Annotated in this window: 15 protein-coding genes; 5 read left to right on the forward strand and 10 right to left on the reverse strand. The window is 70.9% G+C overall.

Going from position 1 to position 16,276, the window contains the following annotated elements; all coding sequences use genetic code 11:
• Positions 1 to 42: 42 nt before the first annotated feature.
• The 3 genes from RS86_RS03735 to RS86_RS03745 are packed head-to-tail and all read left to right on the forward strand — an operon-like array spanning position 43 to position 2,897.
• On the forward strand, positions 43 to 1,455 hold the full coding sequence (locus tag RS86_RS03735; RefSeq protein ID WP_045270877.1) for a ferric reductase-like transmembrane domain-containing protein: 1,413 nt from the start codon (positions 43 to 45) through the stop codon (positions 1,453 to 1,455).
• Positions 1,456 to 1,503: 48 nt separating this feature from the next.
• Complete coding sequence (locus RS86_RS03740) at positions 1,504 to 2,058, forward strand: FMN-binding protein (protein WP_045270878.1); 555 nt, start codon at positions 1,504 to 1,506, stop codon at positions 2,056 to 2,058.
• The gene (locus RS86_RS03745; protein WP_045270879.1) at positions 2,055 to 2,897 is read left to right on the forward strand and encodes an FAD:protein FMN transferase; all 843 of its coding nucleotides are present in this window, start codon (positions 2,055 to 2,057) and stop codon (positions 2,895 to 2,897) included. The genes RS86_RS03740 and RS86_RS03745 overlap by 4 nt, the downstream gene beginning before the upstream one ends.
• Positions 2,898 to 2,904: 7 nt before the next feature.
• Here RS86_RS03745 and RS86_RS03750 read toward each other — a convergent pair whose 3' ends face one another.
• From RS86_RS03750 to RS86_RS03760, 3 genes are all read right to left on the reverse strand, one after another.
• Entirely contained in the window at positions 2,905 to 3,915 is a 1,011-nt protein-coding gene (locus RS86_RS03750; RefSeq protein ID WP_045270880.1) for a sensor histidine kinase, read from the reverse strand.
• Entirely contained in the window at positions 3,912 to 4,580 is a 669-nt protein-coding gene (locus RS86_RS03755) for a response regulator transcription factor (RefSeq protein ID WP_045270881.1), read from the reverse strand. The genes RS86_RS03750 and RS86_RS03755 overlap by 4 nt, the downstream gene beginning before the upstream one ends.
• 178 nt (positions 4,581 to 4,758) lie before the next feature.
• On the reverse strand, positions 4,759 to 6,210 hold the full coding sequence (locus tag RS86_RS03760) for a glyceraldehyde-3-phosphate dehydrogenase (protein WP_045270882.1): 1,452 nt from the start codon (positions 6,208 to 6,210) through the stop codon (positions 4,759 to 4,761).
• Positions 6,211 to 6,448: 238 nt separating this feature from the next.
• Between RS86_RS03760 and RS86_RS03765 the strand changes: the two genes are divergently transcribed.
• On the forward strand, positions 6,449 to 7,777 hold the full coding sequence (locus RS86_RS03765) for an amidohydrolase (protein ID WP_052680050.1): 1,329 nt from the start codon (positions 6,449 to 6,451) through the stop codon (positions 7,775 to 7,777).
• A gap of 270 nt (positions 7,778 to 8,047) precedes the next feature.
• On the opposite strand, the gene RS86_RS03770 is transcribed toward RS86_RS03765, so the two are convergent.
• The 7 genes from RS86_RS03770 to RS86_RS03800 all read right to left on the reverse strand — a co-directional run bounded on the left by RS86_RS03770 (position 8,048) and on the right by RS86_RS03800 (position 15,763).
• Positions 8,048 to 9,031 (reverse strand): methyltransferase family protein, encoded by a 984-nt coding sequence (locus RS86_RS03770; RefSeq protein ID WP_045270883.1) that lies wholly within the window; start codon positions 9,029 to 9,031, stop codon positions 8,048 to 8,050.
• A 90-nt stretch (positions 9,032 to 9,121) separates the two neighbouring features.
• Positions 9,122 to 9,847 carry an alpha/beta fold hydrolase gene (locus RS86_RS03775; protein WP_045270884.1) on the reverse strand — a complete coding sequence of 242 codons (726 nt, stop codon included), beginning with the start codon at positions 9,845 to 9,847 and terminating at the stop codon, positions 9,122 to 9,124.
• A gap of 46 nt (positions 9,848 to 9,893) precedes the next feature.
• Positions 9,894 to 10,481, reverse strand: coding sequence for a TetR/AcrR family transcriptional regulator (locus RS86_RS03780; protein ID WP_045270885.1), 588 nt, complete (start codon positions 10,479 to 10,481; stop codon positions 9,894 to 9,896).
• Between the two features lie 68 nt (positions 10,482 to 10,549).
• On the reverse strand, positions 10,550 to 11,383 hold the full coding sequence (locus RS86_RS03785) for an ATP-binding cassette domain-containing protein (RefSeq protein WP_045270886.1): 834 nt from the start codon (positions 11,381 to 11,383) through the stop codon (positions 10,550 to 10,552).
• Positions 11,380 to 13,224 (reverse strand): dipeptide/oligopeptide/nickel ABC transporter permease/ATP-binding protein, encoded by a 1,845-nt coding sequence (locus tag RS86_RS03790; RefSeq protein WP_045270887.1) that lies wholly within the window; start codon positions 13,222 to 13,224, stop codon positions 11,380 to 11,382. The genes RS86_RS03785 and RS86_RS03790 overlap by 4 nt, the downstream gene beginning before the upstream one ends.
• The gene (locus RS86_RS03795; protein ID WP_045270888.1) at positions 13,221 to 14,162 is read right to left on the reverse strand and encodes an ABC transporter permease; all 942 of its coding nucleotides are present in this window, start codon (positions 14,160 to 14,162) and stop codon (positions 13,221 to 13,223) included. Before RS86_RS03795 ends, RS86_RS03790 begins: the two co-directional genes overlap by 4 nt.
• A 68-nt stretch (positions 14,163 to 14,230) precedes the next feature.
• Positions 14,231 to 15,763, reverse strand: a complete 1,533-nt coding sequence (locus RS86_RS03800; protein ID WP_235281586.1) for an ABC transporter substrate-binding protein — start codon at positions 15,761 to 15,763, stop codon at positions 14,231 to 14,233.
• 329 nt (positions 15,764 to 16,092) lie between these two features.
• Between RS86_RS03800 and RS86_RS03805 the strand changes: the two genes are divergently transcribed.
• Positions 16,093 to 16,276: hypothetical protein (locus RS86_RS03805; protein WP_045270890.1), on the forward strand; the 184-nt coding region annotated here is incomplete at its 3' end.

Here is a 16,276-nt window from a genome sequence, read left to right on the forward strand (position 1 = left end):
TTTCTTGGGCTTCTCTGTCAAACCGCCGCCGACGATGGTGCCATGGCAACGCTCACCCCCCTCGCTCCCGCCGGGGCCCTCGTCGCGGCCCGAGGACGCCGGCTGCGCCCGGCGCTCTGGCGCCTGGCCGCGGTGACGCTGATCTGGGCGACGAGCCTGTTCGTGCTCGCGCTCTGGGTGAGCGGCGCCGGCGTGCAGTCGCTGCTCGCGTTCGACGGCGACACCTTAACGACGCTCGGCCGCCTGACCGGCCTCGTGTCCGCGAACCTGCTGCTGTACCAGGTGCTGCTGATGGCCAGGGTGCCGGTGTTCGAGCGCGGTTTCGGGCGGGACGGCATCACGCGGCTGCACCGCCTCGTGGGCTTCTGGTCGTTCTGGCTGCTCTTCGCGCATCTCGTGCTCATCACGTTCGGCTACGCGATCACGGCGCACACGAACGTGCTCGTGCAGGCGTGGGACTTCGTCTGGGACTACCCCGGCATGCTCCTGGCGACCGCGGGGACCGGGCTGCTGATCCTCGTCGTGGTGACGTCGATCCGACGCGCGCGCCGCCGGCTGCGGTACGAGTCCTGGCACCTCCTGCACCTGTACGGCTACCTCGGCGTGGGCCTCGCGATCCCGCACATGCTGTGGACCGGCGCGGATTTCACGGCCTCGGCCGGCGCGACGTTCTACTGGTGGGCGCTGTGGGCGGTCACGGCCGCGTGCGTGCTGTGGTTCCGCATCGCCGTGCCGCTCCTGCGCAGCGCCCGCCACGGCCTGCGCGTGGTCGCCGTCGACCAGGACGGCCGGGACGGGATCTCGGTCCGCGTCGCGGGACGGGACGTGCACCGTCTCGGCGCCAGGGCGGGGCAGTTCTTCATCTGGCGCTTCCTGGACGGTCCAGGCTGGACGCGGGGGCACCCGTTCTCGCTCGCCGCGAATCCGGCCGGGGACGCGCTCGTCATCTCGGCCCGCCGTATCGGCGACGGCACCGACCGGCTCGCCGAGCTGCGCCCCGGCACGAGGGTCATGGTCGAGGGCCCCTACGGCCACATGACCGGTGAGCGGCGCAGCGGATCCCGCCTGCTCATGCTCGGCGCCGGCGCGGGCGTCGCCCCGCTCGTCGCGCTGCTCGAGTCCGAGCCCTACGCGGCCGGCGAGGCGATCCTCGTGACGCGCAACCACTCCGCCGCGCACGGGCTGCGCCGTGCAGAGATCGATCGGCTCGCGATGTCCCGCGGGCTCGTGCACTACACGCTGCACGGCCGCCGCGCCGATGCGGGCACGACCTGGGTGCCCGCGACCCATGCCGAGTGGGACGGCGCTCAGCTGCTGCAGCGCATCGCCGGCGACCTGTCCCTGTACGACGTGTACCTGTGCGGGCCGACCCCCTGGATGCAGAGCATCCGCCGCGACCTGCGCACCGCCGGCGTCCCCGCCGAACGCATCCACAGCGAGGCCTTCGCCGTCTGAGCGGCGGACGAGGGCACCGAGGGCGAGAGAACCGAGAGCGAGAGAACCATGAAGAAGATCGTCTACGCCGTCCTCGCGACCGTGACCGGACTGGTCCTGCTGTTCAGCTACCGCACCTCGCTCGAGGTCGTCACACCGGCCGCGAGCGGTGCCGCCGGGACCGCGGGGGCCACCGGGACCGCCGGCACGACGAAGAGCGCGACCGGCTCCTCCACCGGGACGAGCACGAGCGGCACCTCCTCCGGGACGTCGGCGGGCTCGTCGTCCTCGGGCTCCACGAGCTCCACGGGATCCACGGGATCCACCACGTCCTCGTCCGGTCTCAAGGACGGATCCTTCACGGGTCAGGCCGTCGACACGCGCTACGGCGCCGTGCAGGTCGCGATCACCGTGTCGGGCGGGCAGATCACCGACGTGTCGGTGCCGCAGTACCCGAACACCGAGCGCCGCGACGAGCAGATCAACGCGCAGGCCATCCCGATCCTGGTCTCGGAGACCAAGAGCGCGCAGTCTGCGCAGATCGACATGGTCTCCGGCGCCACCTTCACCTCGGACGGGTACACCCAGTCGCTGCAGAGCGCGATCGACCAGGCGAAGGCATGAGCGCCGCCGTGCCCTCTGCGGCCTCGCCGCACCGCCACGTCCGCACCGCCGCGCTCATGGGCACAGTGGCGAGCGTGCACGTGCTCACCGCGGCCCCCTCCCCCGATCCTGCCGTCGCCGCGCGGATCTCCGATGCGCAGGGCGCCGCGCTCGACGAGCTGCACGAGCTGGACGCGCTGTTCTCCCCGTTCCGCTCGGACTCGCATATCTCGCGACTGCGTGACGGCACGCTGCATCCCGAGGACGCGGATCCGCGGATCCTCGAGGTCTGCGAGGCGTGCGTGCGCCTCGCGGCGGACAGCGGCCGGCGGTTCGACGCGAACAGGGACGGCTGGTTCGATCCGACGGGCTACGTCAAAGGCTGGGCCGTCGAACGCGCGGCCTCCCGCCACCTCGCACCCCTGCTGGTCGAGGACGGCGTGATCGCCGCAGGTCTCTCCGCGGGCGGCGACATGCAGCTGCTCACCGTACCCGGAGCGGACTGGACCTGGAACGTCGGGATCGCGGATCCGCTCCGCCCCGGCGCGCTGCGGGCCGAGGTGCCGCTGCGCGACGGGGCCGTCGCGACCTCGGGTCCGGCCGAGCGGGGCGCGCACATCGTCGACCCGCGCACGGGACGCGCGGTGGTCGACGCCCCGACCGCGACCGTGATCGCCGAGCGCCTGAGCGACGCGGACGCGTGGGCGACGATCGCCGTGGTCGCCGGATTCGACGACCTCACCTGGCTGCGCGCGGCGCCCGACTGCTCGGGGATGCTGATCGCACCGGACGGTCGGATCCGGCGCTGGGCGCACGGCGTGGAGGTCGCCGTCGCCGACGAACTGGCCCTCCTCAGCTGAGCCCTCCTCAGCTGAAGGCGGAGGGCAGGCGCAGCAGGAACGTGGTGCCCGCCTTGGAGGTGCTCTCGATGCCGACCGATCCGCCGTAGCGCGTGGCCACGTCGCGCACGAGCGCGAGGCCGAGTCCGAAACCGCGCCTCCGCCCGGTCTCGGGGCCTCGGGCGAAGCGCGTGAAGATGCGCTCGCGGTCGTCGGCGCGGACGCCGGGGCCCTGATCGACGACCCTGATCTCGGCAAATCCACGGGCGGCGCCGCCGCCCGCTCCGACGACGATCGCGACCGAGGTGCCCCGGGGCGCATGCTGCACGGCGTTGTCGAGCAGCGCGGTGCACAGCCGGGTCAGGGTCACGTCGGGCACCGCGACGGAGATGCCGGGGCCGAGTTCCGGCCGCAGCTCGACCCCCGCGCTCTCGGCGATCGGGCGGATCAGCCCGACCGCGGCCTGCACCGCGACCGCGGCGTCCGTCGCCGTCGCGGGAACGGGACCCTGGTCCGCCTGCGCCGCGAGGAGCAGCTCCGTGAGGATGTCGTCCATGGCTGCGGTGTCGCCCCGCAGCCGCTCGAGGGCGTCGTCGATGTCCTCTCCGCGGGCGAGGCGGCGCTGCAGGATCTGCACGCGGCTCGACAGGGCCGTGAGCGGAGTGCGCAGCTCATGGCTCGCGTCGGCGACGAAATCCCGCTGCGCCTGCAGCGCCACCTCGAGCGGCGCGACCGCGCGCCGGGCGGTGAGCCAGGCGATGAGGCCGAGCAGCGCGACTCCCACCAGGCCCAGCACGATGACCCAGGGCAGCACGCGGTCCACGTCCACCACGATGTGGTCGGGGTTGTTCAACACGAAGCCGTCCGGCTTGGTGCCGGCCGTGATCCGGTCGCCGCCCTGCGGGCGCGAGGTCGCCAGGATCACGGCGATGAGGATGCCGACCCCCGCGGCGATCACGACCGCCGAGGCGACCCCCGTCCACAGCCCGATCTGCCGGGCCGTGCGCCGCACCCGATCGCGGTCCGCGGATCCGCTCATGCCGGATCCCCCGCACGGTAGCCGCGCCCGCGCACGGTGTCGATCATCTCGGGCGTGGTCTTGCGCCGGATGTAGTGCACGTACGTGTCGACGGTGCCGACCCCGTCCGCCGAGGAGAACACCCCGCGCAGGATCTCCTCGCGGCTGAACACGCGCTCGGGACTCGCGGACAGGAACTCGAGGAACGCCGCCTCGGTAGCCGTCAGCGACACCCTCGCCCCGGTCGGCGCATGCAGCACCCAGGAGTCGGGGATGAAGGTCCACTCCCCGATCGCCCTGCGCCGCCCCTCGGCCTGGAAGCCCCGGCGCAGCGCGCGAAGCCGCGCGAGCAGTTCGTCGAAGTCGAAGGGCTTCGTGAGGTAGTCGTTGGCGCCCGCATCCAGTCCCTCGACCCGGTCCTGCACCGCGCCGAGCGCGGTCAGCAGGAGCACGGGGGTGGTGATCCGCGCGGTGCGGACCGCCTCGACCAGGCTCGCGCCGTCCAGCCCCGGCAACCGGCGATCCACGAGCATCACGTCGTAGCGCTCATCGAGCGCACGGCGCAGCGCGACCGCGCCGTCGGTCTCGTGGTCGACGGCGTAGGTCTCGCCGAGCACCTCAAGGGTCATCTCGGCGATGTCGGCGTCGTCCTCCACGTAGAGCAGCCGCGGCCGGGCGTCGATCATGCGGGCCTCCTGTCCCCAGGATTGCACCACACCCGCTCCAAGACGAGGCCCAGGAATGCCACGTTTTGGGGCGTCCTCTACGCGTTTGGGGCGCGTCCCGCCGAGAAAATCCGACGGGACGCGCCCCAAAACGTGAGAGTGGGCCCCAAAACGAGTGGGAGAGGCCGGAAACGGGCGCTCAGGCCTGCAGCGTGACCTCGCGGCGCACCGGCAGCACGACCGGGTGCGAGCCCGCCATGACCTCGAGCACGCGGATGACCTGGCTCGAGTAGCCGAACTCGTTGTCGTACCAGACGTAGAGGATGACGTCGGTGCCGTTCGCGATCGTCGCGAGACCGTCGACGATCCCGGCCCTGTGCGAGCCCACGAAGTCGGTCGATACCACCTCGGGCGACTCGACGTAGTCGATCTGCTGGCGCAGCTTGGAGTGCAGCGAGACCCGGCGCAGGTAGTCGTTGATCTCGGCCTTCTCGGCCGGACGCTCCAGGGTCAGGTGCAGCACGGCGAGCGACACGTCGGGCGTGGGCACGCGGATCGCGGATCCGGTCAGCTTGCCGGCCAGCTCGGGCAGAGCCCTGGCGACGGCCTTCGCGGCGCCGGTCTCCGTGATGACCATGTTCAGCACCGCCGAGCGGCCGCGGCGGTCGCCCTTGTGGAAGTTGTCGATGAGGTTCTGGTCGTTCGTGAAGGAGTGCACCGTCTCGACGTGGCCGCGGACGATGCCGTAGGCCTCGTCGACGGCCTTGAGCACCGGGGTGATCGCGTTCGTCGTGCAGGAGGCGGCGGACAGGATCCGGTCGCCGTCCTCGATCGTGGCGTGGTTGATCCCGTGCACGATGTTCTTCAGGTCGCCCTTGCCCGGCGCGGTGAGCAGCACGCGGGCGACGCCCGTGGACTCGAGGTGACGGCTGAGGCCCGCCTCGTCGCGCCAGCGGCCGGTGTTGTCGACGACGATCGCGTCGCGGATGCCGTAGTCGGTGTAGTCGATCGTGCCGGGGTCGTCCGAGTAGATGACCTGGATCCGGGTGCCGTTGGCGATGAGCTGCGAGTTCTCCTCATCGACGTCGACGGAGCCCTCGAAGCGGCCGTGCACCGAGTCGCGCAGCAGCAGGGAGGCGCGCTTGACGAGGTCGTTCTCGGCGCCCTTGCGCACGACGATGGCACGCAGCCGCAGGCCGCTGCCTCCGCCGGTGTGCGCGATGAGGATGCGGGCGAGCAGGCGCCCGATGCGACCGAAGCCGTAGAGCACGACGTCGGTGGGCTCAGCGGGAGCCGTCTCGCTCAGCGCCGGGGCGAGCTCGCCGCGGAGGCGCTCGACGAGCTCGGCGGCGTCGCCCTGCGCGTGCTCCACGAGACGCCCGATGTCGAGGGAGGCGGAGGAGGGTGCGAGCTCGCGGAGCGCCTCGAGCACGGCGAGGGTGTCCTCGAGCGGGAGCTCGTCGTGGCCGAGGCCGGCGACCCGCTCGTGCACCTCGAGGATCTCGGTGGTGGACAGGCCGAGCAGGCGGTGCCCGTGCAGCGACGTGACCACGTCACGATCGCGGTTCAGCCCGCCGATCAGCGGGATCATCCGCTCGGCGAGTTCTTCTCTGGCCTTCCAGTCGTCGCGGCGCGCGGCGAAGTCGTTCATCAGCGTCCTTGCATGCACATGCGCCAGGGGATCGATGGCGCGGGATCGGGTGGGGGCGGATCCGCCCCTATCCAGGGTAGGTGGCCGCCCTGGCCGCATCCGACCGATCAGGGCCGCAAGAATCGGGCTTCTTTGCGCCTCGCACAAGGCGGACCCGTGCCTCTCGGGACTGCGGCCGCACAATGCCGCGGATCTGCATCCCTGACGCATCGGTCTATTCGTCTACACTGGTGGAATAATGAATCAGACACCGCTCGGCGACGACGCCGATCTCCTCCTGCACGGCGGACGGATCCACACCCTCGACGGGCGGGGAGCGACGACCGACGCCCTCGCCGTCCGCTCCGGCCGCATCGTCGCCCTCGGGGCCGACGCGCTCAGGATGCACGCGACCGAGGCCGTCGACCTCGACGGCCGCACCGCGATCCCCGGGGTGAATGACGCGCACCTGCACGCGGCCTGGCTCGGCGCGCGCTGGCCGCACCTGTTCTTCTCCGCCACGCCCCCGGCGGAGCAGCCCGCCGGCGCGCTCGTGCACACCGCCGCCGAGCGCCGCGCCGCCCTGCAGAACGCCTGGCGCCTGCTCGCCGAACTCGGCATCACGAGCTACACCGAGCCGGGGATCGGGCCGGGTGAGGACGCGGGCGAGACCGGCTGCTTCGGCACCGCCATGATGGACGCCTACCTCGCGCTGCACCGCGAGAAGGCGCAGACGGCGCGGGTGACCCTGCTGCGCCTGTTCGGCACGCTGGACGGTGCCGCGGAGCTCGAGGACTTCGAACGCGGCATCCGCACCCCGTTGCCCACGACGGATCCGCGCTGGCTGGCGGTGACCGGCGTGAAGATCTTCGCGGACGGGATCCCTCCGATGACGACCTCGTGGGTGAGCGAGCCGTACCCCGACGGCACCTCGGGAGAGCTGCTGCCGCAGAGCGCCGACGGTGCGCTGCACGCCTACCGGCGCATGATCGCGATCGCGCTCGAGCGCGGCGAGCAGATCGCGGTGCACGCGACCGGCGACCGCTCGATCGAGGAGTTCCTGCGCGTGCTCGAGGAGCACCGGGAATCCGTCGGCGCGGCGCCGCACTACGTCGTGCACGCCGACCTCGCGACCCCTGCGCAGATCGAGCGCATGCGTGCGGTCGGGGCGGGCTTCGCCGTGCAGCCGCTGATCGCAGAGCACACCCGGGACTGGGCCGGCGCGCAGCTCGGCCCCGAGCGCACCGCCGCCGCGTGGCCGCTCGGCGAGATGCTCGGCTCGGGAGCGCTGACCACGATCACGAGCGACGCCCCGATCGCGACGCCGGACTGGCGCATCGGGCTGGACGCCTCGCTCGCCCTGCTCGGCCGCGACGATGCAGGCACCCGCAGGCAGCTGCTTCGGCGCGTGACCATCGACCCGGCCCGCCAGGACGGCGCCGCCACCTGGAAGGGCTCGCTCGAGATCGGCAAGGTCGCCGACATCACGGTGCTGGACGAGGATCCCGCCGAACCCGGCCGCCCCTTCGCCGGCATCGGCATCGCCCGCACGATCGTCGACGGCCGGACGGTGTTCGAGCGGGCGTGAGCGGGCGGGATCCTGGCCCGCGCGCGACCCTGCCCCGCGCTCGGTCGTGCCCCCTCGAATGCATCGGATCCTGTCGAGCGAACGGGTTCTTCACGCGAACGAGCCGTGCACTCGACACCATCCCGTGCACTCGGCGCGTCGCGCGCGCACGAAACGGGCGGGCGACGTGTCCGCTCGTCGCCCGCCCTGGATCCGGCCACGTCCGCGAGAACCGGATCCGGATGCGCCGCCCGTCGACCCTCCGAGAGGGGCCGACGGGCGACGCCGCTCTCACACCGCCGTGGCGAGGAGCACCCGCGGGCTCGCCGGGAGCGCGATCTTCTCCCGCACCTCCCAGCCGGCATCGGCCAGCCAGCCGCGCACCTGCGCCTCGGGATACACGATCGTGCCGTCGATCACGAGGTACTCCCCCGCGTGCAGCGCGTCGATGCCGCGCTGCGAGGCGTCGTCGTCGAGGAAGAAGTCGAGCACCGTGAGGGTGGCGCCGGGGAGTGCAGCGGCCCGGAGGTTGCGGAAGATCTGCGCGTTCTCCTCCGCCGAGAAGCGGTGGATCACGTGGTTCGCGAGCACCGCGTCGTAGGCGCCCTGCGGCTGCGCGGTCGCGGTGTCCGCGGTCTCGACCACGGCGCGGTCGGCAACGCCTGCCGCCTCGATCGCCTCCGCCACCCCGCCCTCGAACCCGGGCGCATACACGAACGTGGCGCGCAGCCCGGCGTTGCGCTTCATCGCCTCCAGCGCGAAGCCCGCCGACAGCCCGCCGAAGTCCAGCGCGTTCGTCGCCGCGGAGAGGTCGACGAGACGGCCGAACTCCTGCGCGTGCAGGGCGTTGTAGGTCATGACCCCGGCCATGAAGGTGCCCCAGCGGGCGTCGTCCATCTGCAGGTCCCCCGGCTCGGTCGTGTCGACCGTGTGCCCGAACTGCAACCAGTGCGGGTAGCTGATCTCGCCGAGGAAAGTGAGGAACGGGGCCAGGTCGAGCGCGGAGGACTCCCCCGCGAGGTACGCGGCCGTGTCGGACTCGAGCGCATAGCGTCCGTCCGCGCGCGTCAGCAGCCCCTTCCCCGCCATCGCGTCGGCGAGGATCTGCGCGACGCGCTCGCTCACGCCGGTGCGCTCCGCGATCGCGGGAACCGTGTCGGCGCCCGCGGCGATCGCGGCGAACAGGCCGATCCGACTGGCTTCGAACAGCTGCTTCGAGGCCATGTAGCCCGTCGCGATGTCCAGGATGCGCGCGGCGTCGGGTGTCGTCGTCATGTGTATTGCCTTTCGTGAGTGGTAAGTCTACAAACGTTGGAAAAAACAGGTAGGGGTGGGCCGGCTTCGACAGGCTCAGGAGCCGGGGGCTCAGTCCTCGGCGAGGAACTCCGCGACCGCAGCGCGGAACTCGGGTGCGTGCGGCGCAGCCAGGTGGTCACCGGGCACCCGCACGACGCGGGAGTCCGGCACCGCGGCGGCGAGCGCGTCGATGCCCTGCGCCATCGGATCGTCGGCTCCCCCGACCAGCAGCACGGACTGGGTCGGTGCGCCGACCGCGGGATCGAACGGCTGGGACGCGAGCCCCTCGATCAGGTCGAGCAGCGCCTCGGGGCGGTTCCCTGGCAGCGTCGCCATGCCCAGGATCATGCCCGTGATCGGATCCGCCGGCGCGGGTCCCCCGGCGAGCGCGGCACGGGCGGCGGGCAGGTCGACCAGGGCGAACGGCTCCATCGGGCTGAGGCCGCCGAGCACCACTCGCCGCACCGAGAGCCCGGGATGGCCGGCGAGCGCCCAGGCCAGCCGCGCGCCGAGCGAATAGCCGACGACGTCGATCTCCTCGCCCGAACAGGCCGTGGCGACGGCCCGCGCGAGCAGGTCGACGACCCCCGACGTGGAGAGCGCGCCGACCGCGGGGCTGTCGCCGTGCGCGGGCAGATCCACCCGCACGGCGGGGCGATCCGCGAGCACAGGATCCCACTCGGCATCCGGCCAGTCGAGGCGGGCGCGCGAGGCGAGGCCGTGCAGGAACAGCACCGGCCGGCCGGTCCCCTCCCGACGGGTGATGGACAGGGCGATCTCGGGTGCACCGGTCATCGGGCGCCCTCCTCTCGATGAAGCGTGGAGGCCGCCCGTGATCCGGTCAGCGCAGCCGCGCGAGGAACTGGTCGATGTAGGCCTGATAGTCGGGGATGCGGTCGCCCTGCGGATACATGAGGTTGATCACGGTGGCGCCCACGGCGACGGAGATGAACTCGTTCGCCATCGCCTCGTAGTCGAGATCGCGGATCGAGCCCGCGTCGCGGGCCGCCTCCATCCGCTCGACGAGCATGCCCCGCCAGCGCACGAGGTGGGTCTGATAGAGCTCCGCGAGCGACTCGTTCGACATCGCGTACTCCCAGAGCGCCAGGAGGACCCGACCGCTCGCGATCTCGTCCTTGTCGCTCGGCAGCGTGCCCACCAGCACCTGGCGGAGCATCTCGTCGGGGGTCAGCTCGGCCGAGATCGCCTTCTGCAGCCAGACGTCGTGCTCGTGCAGGACGGTCTCGAACGTCGCTGCGACGATGCTCTCCTTGCCCGGGAAGTAGTGCTTCAGGGCGCCGTTCGCGAAGCCCGCCTCCGCGGCGATGCTGCGCATGGTCGCCGCTTCGAACCCGCCCTTGAGGATGATCCCCTTGGCGACCTCGACGATCTCCCGACGACGCTGATCGTGATCGATGATCTTCGGCATGGGTTCCTTCCGACGTGGCGTCCGGCGACGGCGCGCACAGGGGCGCGGACGTGCGGAATCGCTGCCTGCTACCGTACCGGGGCATCCGCGGCCTCGCGCAGCGCCAACCATTCGGCACGGCGCGTCCTCTGCGTGACGGGGTCGGCGACCGGCGACGCCAATCGCAGTCGCTCGGCGTACGGGTGCCGCGGTGCGCGGGTGATCTGCTCCCCCGCGCCGGTCTCGACGATCTCGCCTTGATACATCACTGCCACGCGGTGGCACACCCGGCGGACGACCCCCAGGTCGTGCGAGACGAAGAGGTAGGAGACGCCCGTGTCGCGCTGCAACTCGATGAAGAGGTCGAGGATCGTCGCCTGCGTGGTGAGGTCGAGGGCGCTGACCGGCTCGTCGCACACGATCAGGCGCGGCCGGCGCACGAGCGCCCGCGCGATCGCGACGCGCTGACGCTGCCCGCCGGAGAACTCGCTCGGGTAGCGGTCCATCGCGGTCTCGGGAAGACGCACGCGGTCGAGCATCTCGCGCACGCGCGCCTGGGCTTCTGCGCCGCCCAGCCCGCTCGTCAGCAGCGGCTCGGACAGGATGTCGCCGATCGTCATCGCCGGATTCAGGGATCCGTACGGATCCTGGAACACGACCTGCACGTCGTCGGCCAGCGCGCGGCGCCCGGCCCGGCCGACCGCGGTGATGTCCTTCCCGTCGAAGCGGATCCTGCCGCCGGTCACGGGCGCGAGACCGAGGATGGCCTTGCCGAGCGTGGACTTGCCGGATCCGGACTCGCCCACCAGGCCCATGCACTCCCCCGGCGCGACGTCGATCGAGACGCCGTGCAGGGCCCGGAACGCCTTGCGTCCGCGGCCGTACTCGACGACCAGATCCTGCACCTCGAGCAGCGCGGTCATGCGCGCACCTCCGTCGTGTTCGTCGCGTTCGTCGCGCCAGCGGCATCGTCGTCGAGCGTCGCGCCGCCCACCGCGTCGAGCTCCGCCCGCCCGGCCGCATCGTCGAGCGAGGCAGCGATGAGCTCGCGGGTATAGGGCTGCTGAGGTTCCGCGAACAGCGGATCCACGTCGCCCTGCTCGACGATCTCGCCGCCGCGCATGACGATCACGCGGTCGCAGATGTCGGCGACGACGCCGAAGTTGTGCGTCACGATGAGCAGCGCCATGCCGTACTCCTGCTGCAGTTCGCGCAGCAGCTCGAGCACCTCGGCCTGCACCGTGACGTCGAGCGCGGTGGTGGGCTCGTCCGCCACCAGGATCGAGGGACGGCCGGAGATCGCGCCGGCGATGAGCACGCGCTGCGCCATACCGCCGGAGACCTGATGCGGATAGCTGCGCAGGACGCGGTCCGGATCCGAGAGCCCCACGCGCAGCAGCACCTCTCGGGCCCTGGCCTTCGCCTCGGCCGCGCTCATGCCGTGCACGCGGCGCAGGGGCTCCACGAGCTGGTGGCCGATCGTGTACGACGGGTCGAGGTTACTCATCGGCTCCTGCGGCACGTAGCCCAGCTCACGGCCGAGCAGCGCCTGGCGCTGCTTCGGCGAGGCGTGTGTGACCTCGTGCCCGGCGATGCGGATGGCGTCGGCGGTGCTCGCGCCGCTCGATGGCAGCAGGTCGAGCACCGAGAAGACCGTCTGCGACTTGCCGGATCCGGATTCGCCGACGATGCCGACGACCTCTCCCGCGGCGACGTCGAGCGTCACGCCGTGCACGACCTCCACGGCACCGCTCGGGGTCGCATGGCTCACCCGCAGGTTCTCCACGCGCAGCACCGACCCCTCCGCGGCGTGCCGCACGGTGCCGGTCGCGGGAGCGGCCGTGGTCGCCGCTTCGAGAGCGGCGGCGGTAGCGCGCCGGCGGCGCAGTCGCGGAGTGCGCACCTGGGCGAGCTCGGCGAGCGTGGAGCCCATGATCGCGAGCACCGCGATCGTGAGGCCGAGCGCGACCGAGGGCCACAGCAGCATGAGCGGATAGGTGAGCATGAGGCGGAAGCCCTCGAGCATCATCGCGCCCCAGCTGGGCACGTTCGAGTCGCCGATCCCGAGGAACTGCAGGCCCGCCTGCATGCCCATGGCCATACCAGCGGTGAGCGCGGTCTGGATGATGACGGGCGGGTAGACGGCCTTCACGACATGCCGGGAGATGATCCGCGCATCGGAGAGGCCGGAGACGCGGGCCGCGTCGATGTAGGGCTCCTCGCGCACGGTGAGCGTCTGCGACCGGGCGATGCGGAAGTAGCCGGGGACCATGAACACGCCGACCGTGACCATGAGCAGCTCGAAATTGTTGCGGCTGCCCGCGGCGACCACCAGCAGGATGATCATGCCGGGGATCGACTGCAGCGCATCGCTCACCCACATCGCGATCCGGTCGAACGGGCCCCGGAAGTACCCCGTGGCGACGCCCGCCGGAACGCCGATCACGACGGCGGTGACGATCGTGATGAGCGCGCCCCAGATCGTGATCCGGGTGCCGTAGATGAGCCGGCTGAGGATGTCGCGGCCGGTCGAGTCCGCGCCGAGCAGATGCGCGGCGGAGGGCGGAGCCTTGGCCGCGGCGAGGTCGACGAAGTTCGGATCCATCGGCGCGAGCAGCGGCGCGAACACGCCCACCAGCACGATGAGGACGAAGACCGCGAGAGGGATCCAGCCGCCCGGGTGGCGGAGGAACCGGCGGAACAGACCGGAGCGACGGCGCTGCTTCGCGCGGTCGAAAGCGACGCGGATGTCGGTGGTGGTCATGCGACGCGCACCTTCGGGTTGATCCAGCCGAGCACGAGGTCGAGCAGGAGGTTGATGATCACGACGAAGACGACCGACACCACGGTGATGCCGAGCAGCATCGGGATATCGCCGTTCTGCGAGGACTGGTTGGTCAGCTGCCCGATGCCAGGGAGGCTGAAGATCTGCTCCACCACGATCGCGCCACTGAGCAGTCCGACGAACATGAGGGCGATCACCGTGAGCGCCGCGGGCGAGGCGTTGCGCAGGATGTGCAGGTTGACCCGGGTCGCGGACAGTCCGCGGCTGCGGAGCGTGCGCACCCAGTCCTGCCGGCTCTGCGCGATCACCGCGTTCCGCAGCTGCTCCGACACGGCGACCACGCCGCCGAGCGCGAGCGAGACCGCGGGAAGCGTGAGCGAGCGGATCCAGCCGTCGACGGACTGCGCCGGCTGCACGTAGCCGACCGCGGGGAACCACTTCAGCTGCACCGCGAACCACAGGACGAGCACCAGGCTGACCCAGAAGCCCGGGAGGGCGAAGAGCACGACCGAGACGCCCTTGAGAGCGCGATCGAACCAGGTGCCGGGGCGCAGGCCTGCGATCATCCCGAAGGTGAGACCGAGGACGGCGGTGAGAAGGGTCGCGAAGGTCACGACCGAGAGCGTGACCGGGATTTTGATCGCGAGCTGGGCCCCGACGGGCTGGAAGTTGCGCCAGGAGGTGCCGAAGTCACCCGTGACGAGGTGCGAGAACCAGTCCCAGAACTGGACCAGCAGCGGACGGTCGATGCCGATCCTCGTCGCCAGCGCCGCCTGCTGCGCGGGGCTCGCGGTGGTGCCGAGGAGGGCGGCGGTCGGATCCTTGATCGCGAGGTGCGCGAGGAAGAAGGTCGCGATCGAGACGACCACGAGCAGCACGATGCCGGACAGCAGCCGCTTCGCGGTGAACAGGAGCATGGGGGCCTCTCGGGATGGAGGAGTCGGTGCGGGGATCCGGACCCGGGCAGGACCGGATCCCCGGGGCATCAGCCCTTGGTGATGTAGCGGAGCGTGGGGAACATCATGCCGACGATCGGCTGGACCTTGATGCCCTGGACGCTGTAGAAGGTGTTCTTGGCCTGGTACCAGACAGACCACCAGGCCTGATCGACGAGAGCCTTGTTGAGCTCCTTGATCGCGGCCGTCTGGTCGGCGCCCTTGGACTCCTGCACCTTCTTCACGAGCGGCGCGAGGACCGTGTTGCTCGCGTAGTCGGGATTCGGGTTGAACCACTGCTTGCTCGTGACCTGGCGCTGCACCGTCGCGACGTCATTGCCGTCCATCGCGAGGAACGAGATGAACATCGGGTAGTTCGGCGCGTTCGTCTGATAGTCGGGCATCTGCATGTTGTCCCAGGTGACCTTGACGCCGATCGCCGTCAGCGCCTGCTCGGCCGCGGGCTTCCACATCTCGAACACGGGCGACATCGGCATCGAGATGCTGAAGCCGTCGGCGTAGCCGGCCTTGGCGAGCAGCTCCTTCGCCTTCGCGACGTCGTAGGCGTAGGCCTTGTTCAGCGACGGATCGTTGATGTCGCCGCCGTCCGGGAAGACCTGGTTGGTCGCGACGCCCGCGCCGTTGCCGACCGCCTTGAGCACGGCAGCCCCGTCGAACGCGTAGTTCAGCGCCTGACGCACCTCGACGCTGCCGAGCGGCTTGCTCTTCGCCCCGGTGTGGTCGGTGATCACCAGACCTGCCCAGCCGGACACCCGGTCCGCGGTGTTCCAGCCCTGCTGGTCGGCCTGGGACTGGTTCGCGACGTCGCCGTACTCGAGGTTGATCTGACCGCTCAGCATGGCGTTGTGCCGCGCCGTCGCGTCCTGGATCGGGAAGATCGCGAGGTTCGAGAAGGCGTAGGTCTTCGCGTCCCAATGGTCCTTCACCTTCGTGAAGTGGTACTCGCTGCCCGCGACGCTCTTCGAGCTGTCGAGCACGTACGGACCGGATCCGATCGGGTCCTTGCCGAGCGTGCCTGCGGCGATCGCCTTCGGCGACATGATGTAGCTGCGACCGAGGCCCATCAGGTACAGGATCGTGTCGTCGCGCTGGGTGAGGGCGACCTCGACCGTGTGGTCGTCCTTCGCGGTGATCGCGGAGACGTTCGTGTACGCCTCGCCGGAGCGGGCCCCCGCCTTGAGGTACTCGAGGCTCTTCACGACGGCGTCGGCGTCGACCTTCTCGCCGTCCGAGAACTTCGCGTCGGTGCGGAGGTCGAAGTCGATGGTCTTGTCGTCACCGGACACGGTCCACTTCGTGGCGAACGACGGGACGGGCTTGCCGTCCTTGTCGAGGGCGACCAGGGTGTCGTAGACGGCGGAGAGGTACGGCCCGTCGAAGCCGATGTCGGCCAGGGACGGATCCCAGGACGTGACGTCCAGGAAGTTGCCGATGTTGAGGTCGTCCGGGGCGTTCGCGGCGGCGCCGTCGCTCTCCTGCGTGGCGCCTGCGCCACCGGAGCAGCTGGTGAGGGCGAGGACCGCGGCCACGGCCGCGGCGATCGCGAGGGGCACTCGTTTCATGGTTCCTTCTCTCGGTGCGGGTTGGGGAAGAAGGTTCGAAGAGCCTTCGGCCGCGCTCTCGAGGGAGCCTCACCGACGTCACTTCGATGTGTCGTGCGTTTAGTCTACATGTGTGGAAAAAGAGCGCAAGCCCTGTTTCTCGAAGAGGCCGGCTGCGAGACTCTCCGGACTTGCCGTGGAGTGCGTAGGGCCTGTCTCGTCGCGCACACCTGAGGTCCCCGGCTCGGTGATCGTCCTCCACAACTCTGTCTTCGGCTGGGTTATCCCCGGTTTGGAATTCTGGGTTGATCTGGGGTTCGAATGTCGGTGGTGGCGGGGAGGATGGGGATATGAAGACGTTGGATGCGATCGCGGCGCTGATCCCGACCCTGGCCGGGCGGATCAGGGCGGGTGCGGGCGCGTCGGACGTGCAAGGCGTGGTCGAGGGACTCGCGGATGCGGAGGCGGTGGCGGTGCTTCGCGAGGCCGGTGAGGTCGGCCGGCTGGTGGAGCAGGTGCAGGTGATCTGCGCCG

The sequence above is a fragment of the Microbacterium azadirachtae genome (assembly GCF_000956505.1).
Lineage (GTDB): Bacteria > Actinomycetota > Actinomycetes > Actinomycetales > Microbacteriaceae > Microbacterium > Microbacterium azadirachtae_A.

What these genes read in the sequence shown, in the direction of transcription:
- RS86_RS03735 (WP_045270877.1), top strand. Translation starts at nt 43, where the DNA reads ATGGCAACGCTCACCCCCCTCGCTCCCGCCGGGGCCCTCGTCGCGGCC.
- RS86_RS03740 (WP_045270878.1), top strand. Translation starts at nt 1,504, where the DNA reads ATGAAGAAGATCGTCTACGCCGTCCTCGCGACCGTGACCGGACTGGTC.
- RS86_RS03745 (WP_045270879.1), top strand. Translation starts at nt 2,055, where the DNA reads ATGAGCGCCGCCGTGCCCTCTGCGGCCTCGCCGCACCGCCACGTCCGC.
- RS86_RS03750 (WP_045270880.1), bottom strand. Translation starts at nt 3,915, where the DNA reads ATGAGCGGATCCGCGGACCGCGATCGGGTGCGGCGCACGGCCCGGCAG.
- RS86_RS03755 (WP_045270881.1), bottom strand. Translation starts at nt 4,580, where the DNA reads ATGATCGACGCCCGGCCGCGGCTGCTCTACGTGGAGGACGACGCCGAC.
- RS86_RS03760 (WP_045270882.1), bottom strand. Translation starts at nt 6,210, where the DNA reads ATGAACGACTTCGCCGCGCGCCGCGACGACTGGAAGGCCAGAGAAGAA.
- RS86_RS03765 (WP_052680050.1), top strand. Translation starts at nt 6,449, where the DNA reads ATGAATCAGACACCGCTCGGCGACGACGCCGATCTCCTCCTGCACGGC.
- RS86_RS03770 (WP_045270883.1), bottom strand. Translation starts at nt 9,031, where the DNA reads ATGACGACGACACCCGACGCCGCGCGCATCCTGGACATCGCGACGGGC.
- RS86_RS03775 (WP_045270884.1), bottom strand. Translation starts at nt 9,847, where the DNA reads ATGACCGGTGCACCCGAGATCGCCCTGTCCATCACCCGTCGGGAGGGG.
- RS86_RS03780 (WP_045270885.1), bottom strand. Translation starts at nt 10,481, where the DNA reads ATGCCGAAGATCATCGATCACGATCAGCGTCGTCGGGAGATCGTCGAG.
- RS86_RS03785 (WP_045270886.1), bottom strand. Translation starts at nt 11,383, where the DNA reads ATGACCGCGCTGCTCGAGGTGCAGGATCTGGTCGTCGAGTACGGCCGC.
- RS86_RS03790 (WP_045270887.1), bottom strand. Translation starts at nt 13,224, where the DNA reads ATGACCACCACCGACATCCGCGTCGCTTTCGACCGCGCGAAGCAGCGC.
- RS86_RS03795 (WP_045270888.1), bottom strand. Translation starts at nt 14,162, where the DNA reads ATGCTCCTGTTCACCGCGAAGCGGCTGCTGTCCGGCATCGTGCTGCTC.
- RS86_RS03800 (WP_235281586.1), bottom strand. Translation starts at nt 15,763, where the DNA reads ATGAAACGAGTGCCCCTCGCGATCGCCGCGGCCGTGGCCGCGGTCCTC.